This is a genomic window from Caballeronia sordidicola (genome assembly GCF_002220365.1).
GTDB classification, from domain to species: Bacteria; Pseudomonadota; Gammaproteobacteria; order Burkholderiales; family Burkholderiaceae; genus Caballeronia; species Caballeronia sordidicola_C.
Map to the genome: position 1 here is coordinate 1 of NZ_MTHB01000065.1, position 4320 is coordinate 4320.

Consider the following 4320-nt stretch of genomic DNA (forward strand, 5'->3'; position numbering starts at 1 on the left):
CGCGCCGGACAAAAAATCATTCTCCAGCGCCAGTTGGCCGATCTTCGCGTGCAGCGTCTTCAGGTCTATCGGCGGCTCATTGACGGGCGCGCCCGCCCCGCCGAACACATCAGCCGCTCGTTCTTGCAACTGCCGCTTCCATTCCGTGATCTGGTTCGGATGAACCTCAAACTGCTGCGCCAATTCTGCCAGTGTGCGCTCGCCACGTACTGCTGCCAGTGCCACCTTCGCCTTGAACGCCGCTGAGTGCGTGCGCCGGGTTCTCTTCGTCATCGTCTGGTTTCCTTTGTAGGCATTATGCCTATCTCAGAACCCACCGATTCCACCTAACCGACTGTCCAGATTTCCGGGGCCACCTCTGTCCCTTACCTGGTCGCGAGTTAAATCCACGGACACGGCGCCCGCTCCCGGGTCGGTGTGTTTGACGGAATACGGTGAAATCAGGACCTGACGTCCATTGAGCCAGTTTCCAGTATCTATCACAAGGTAACGGACGCCCCACGCCTGGTCATCGAAATAGACTTCGTCAACGCTTCCTAATAGCCCATCGAGCGCAGCGACCGCGCTGCCCTTAAGAGTTTGTATACTTCTCAACATTTTCGATACTCCGTCATATTTTCCGGCAGGCGACGAACTCCGTCCTAAGTTTCGGGTACGCACGGACCGCGCGACGCGGACGGTCAAAAGCTAAGCAATTTAATGAACGTTCCGATCCCGTTGAGGCATTGATGCACGCTCGCACCTCTTGTTCGGTCGACCAGCAAAACGTGCTGCAGCCACGCCAAGGATAGACCCGACCAAGCGTCTCGCGATAGACACGGAAACTACTCAGTTCCGTATCAGCTCCAGGCTATCCGTTTTAAGGGACCTGGTGCGAGACGCGCAAAATCCGTTGCACCTCAGTACACGAGACGACAACTAGGACCTGGGCATCGCACACTTCAAGTAAGAGGCTTTTTGCAGTGTCACTATGGCCTTAAAGCGAAGATGCATATCTCTCATATGATCAATAAGGCATACCAACGGTAGTAATGAAAGGCGAATAATCGAGTTTCGAATCACGTTCCGTCCATGGCTAAAAAAGTAAAAAATAGCCTTCGACATAAGGAATCGAAAGGCTCGGATTCTACTAAGATCGCCTGACGCACGCAGCGCATGCTTATCTGCCCAGTGGCGAAAATACCGGCTCTGATCTAACCCCTTTCACGGACGCCCTGGAGACCAGGCTGGTCTTAGTAAGTCGCTTTGTAGTTGCTAATCAGGCGAGCCCTCGTCCAAGAAGGACGAAATGTAGTCGCACGCGCCAATTGGAGGCTGCACCCGCGTGCTAGCATGCACGCTCGGAAGATGAAGCTCGAGATGGCTGCATTCGGCGTTGTGTTCCAAGTAGCGCTACGCTGACCATGATCAACAGCGGGTTCTAAGGCGCTCCTAGGAGTCTGCGCGGCAGATAGAAATTGGGGTGGTGAGCGACTGACATCGAATGCATACGTGTGAGCGCCGCCGATTTTCACCCGGGGACGGCGAGCGATGCGGCCGATTTGATCACGTTTCGATCCGAACGCTGAAGCAATCGCCGCTTTGGCACGCTTATGCAGCCATCATATTGGCCATTCTCCGCAGGTTGAGCGCAGCGCAGACGAGTTTCCATTCGGCTTGGGCCTTGGTCAGACCGCGCATGCTGAATTGTCGGAACCCCAGAACCTGTTTCACCCAACCGTTGGGCGGTTCGGACAACCATTTTCGCCGGCGGTAAGCCTCTTGCGTGGCCGTTGACTTAAATCGTTCTGCCATCGCGGCGCACAGCGGCCGTTTCTTCGGATCAATTGCTACGTTATCCTTTCCTTCCTTGCCAAGGGCAACGATCAACTCGGCGGGGTGCTCGCGCAGCGCCTCAAACACGTCCTCCGAGCAATAGCCGGCATCGGCGGCAACTTGGCGCGGATCGGCTCCGGTGTTGTGCTTGAGCGCCGCGAGCACGCCCGGCAATTGACGGCTGTCGGCGGCGCTGTTGGTCAGTTCGGCCGCGACGATGATGTGCGCCGTGTCGTCCACCGCAGCCTGGGCGTTGTAGCTGTAGTCAAAGCCACCGCCGGCACGCGGCATAATCCGGCTGTCCGGATCCGTGAAATTCTCCTGCGCCGTCGGCTTCGGTTCGCCGAATTTGTATTTGAAGCGGGACTTCTTCTTTGGCTTGCCTGCGCCACCCGGCGGGGTGTCATCGTCGAATGAACGTCCGCGTGCAGTGTCCGCTTCGCGCTGGCGTTCTTCCAGCCGTGCGCGCGCAGCCACAATCACGGCGAGCCGATCTTCGCGCCGCTTGATCTCGGCCGGAATGTCCAGCTCCGGCTCGTTCTTCTCGCGATCGTCGGTCGTCTGCGCTTGGGCCAGCAAGGCATCGATTTGCGCTTTCAGTTCCAATTGCGCCTTCTGCATGCGCTCAAAGCTCATCGCCTTGTGGCGCGAGGCGTTGGCCTTGATCTTGGTGCCATCGACGGCGATGGTCCCCAGCTTGACCAGTCCACATTCCTGCGCCAACTTCACCACCTGAACGAACAGATCGGACAATGCCTTCAGATGCAAGGCACGGAAATCACAGAGGGTTCGGTGCGCCGGGAAATTGTTCGCCGCCAGAACTCGAAACGCGACGTCCTCATGCAGTTTCCTGGCCAGTTTGCGCGACGAGAATACGCCCGTCGCATAGCCATACACCAGCACCTTGACCATCATCAACGGATGAAACGGCTGATTGCGTGACCCACCACCGGCATACCGAGCGTGAAATGCGCTCAGGTCCAACGTATCAACCGTATCGCTAATGAAATAGGCAAGATGCCCTTCAGGAAGCCACTCCTGCAGGGCCTGAGGCAGAAGCATCTGCTGCTGCGGATTGTAGGGGAGATAGCTGGTCGTCATCATTCCAACAACGTTTACCCCATCCATTTGGATGACATATCGTTCTGCCGCGCAGACTCCTAGCCTTCGATCTGCTCCTTACGCATCCCATAGGAACGCCGCTATAGCCGGACGAGCGGGGCAGCCCAGCACGTACCGCGACTTATCGCTGATTCGGTCACTGCCTTCTGCCATCGACTTAGGTCGTGTTGATCGCCAGACTCGTTAAGTGCCGAAGTAGGCGAAGACCGAATTACAGCATTGACTTATGACGGGAGGAAAACAAAGTCGCCGCAGCAGGCGAAGACCGCAAATTTTGGATTGATTGCTACGCTAAGTATTTTCCGATCTACCCTTCCCAGCACGAGGTCGATATGCTAAGTAGTGTGCGCTCTTCGACTCTCGCCGACTATTTGCTCGCCGACGACTTCATTGGGACGCGTTTAAGCAGCGACGGGCGGGCTGCGACGGTGAGCAACCCCGTTTTGCTCAGTTATGAACTGTTCTCGAATAGAAAATGGAGGCTCAAATGTCACATTATTACTGGAACGACTGGTATTTTGGCTGGGGTTGGTTTCTCTGGTTCGCCGTAGTTTGAGGTCGGTCGGAATCCGTGGACGCCAACAGGTTAAGCAGCGATTTTACTCAAACGGAATCGCTGCGTGAAAGCGGCCGGCGACAAATAGTCCAGGCGCTCCTGTGTGCGCTGCCGGTTATAAAAGATCTCGATGTATTCCGTGATTTCTTTGCTGGCCTGATCGCGGGTCGCGAACTTGCGATGATAGACAAGTTCATTTTTCAGTGAGCCCCAGAATGATTCGATAGGCGCGTTGTCGAAACAATTTCCACGCCTGCTCATAGATGCCTGCATGCCGAACTGTTTGAGGAGCTTCTGATAGGCGTGGGCACAATACTGACTACCGCGATCCGTGTGTTGTATGAGACCAGGCGGCGGTCGGTGCGATGTGACAGCACGAAACAGGGCCTGCATGACCAGCTGTTTTGTCATGCGCTCGCTCATAGCATAGCCGACGATCTCTCCGCTATATAGATCTTTGAGGCCGGCCAGATACAGCCATCCCTCATCGGTCGCGAGTGGAGTAAGAGGCAGGGCGTAGTCGAACTATCTCCCTGCCTCTCCTCCCCGAACCGGACTTGCACCTCTCAGCGCATCCGGCTCTCCATTTAAATGTTGCTCATAGCAAAGGCGACATCAGCGTAGCGCGACTCGATGGTGCTGCGTTTCTCAGCGCGCAGGATGAAGGGATTTTCCGCAGGAGTGCGCCAGATGAAACGGGCCTTACGACTGGTAACTAGACGCCGAAGCGCCACCGCCCCATACCAACCCCGGCTATTTTGGCCGTGAAGCACCCAAGTTTTCGCATGTCCTTCTTCAGGCCGCTGGACGTGGTCGCGCATCAACGC

The 4320-nt window shown here is 56.2% G+C and carries 3 protein-coding genes and 2 pseudogenes; all 5 read right to left on the reverse strand.

What is annotated here, in order from left to right; genetic code table 11:
• Nucleotides 1-273 (reverse strand): transposase (locus tag BSU04_RS11680; RefSeq protein WP_144021200.1); only part of this gene is annotated, 273 nt, incomplete at its 3' end.
• A 33-nt stretch (nt 274-306) separates the two neighbouring features.
• Nucleotides 307-597: a PRC-barrel domain-containing protein gene (locus BSU04_RS11685; RefSeq protein ID WP_089160766.1), complete on the reverse strand. Its 291-nt coding sequence runs from the start codon at nt 595-597 to the stop codon at nt 307-309.
• A gap of 993 nt (nt 598-1590) precedes the next feature.
• The gene (locus BSU04_RS11690) at nt 1591-2916 is read right to left on the reverse strand and encodes an IS1182 family transposase (RefSeq protein ID WP_089160768.1); all 1326 of its coding nucleotides are present in this window, start codon (nt 2914-2916) and stop codon (nt 1591-1593) included.
• 607 nt (nt 2917-3523) lie between these two features.
• Nucleotides 3524-4000 (reverse strand): annotated as a pseudogene (locus BSU04_RS11695) (IS3 family transposase); the annotation flags it as partial.
• An 80-nt stretch (nt 4001-4080) separates the two neighbouring features.
• Nucleotides 4081-4320 (reverse strand): annotated as a pseudogene (locus tag BSU04_RS47025) (group II intron reverse transcriptase/maturase); the annotation flags it as partial.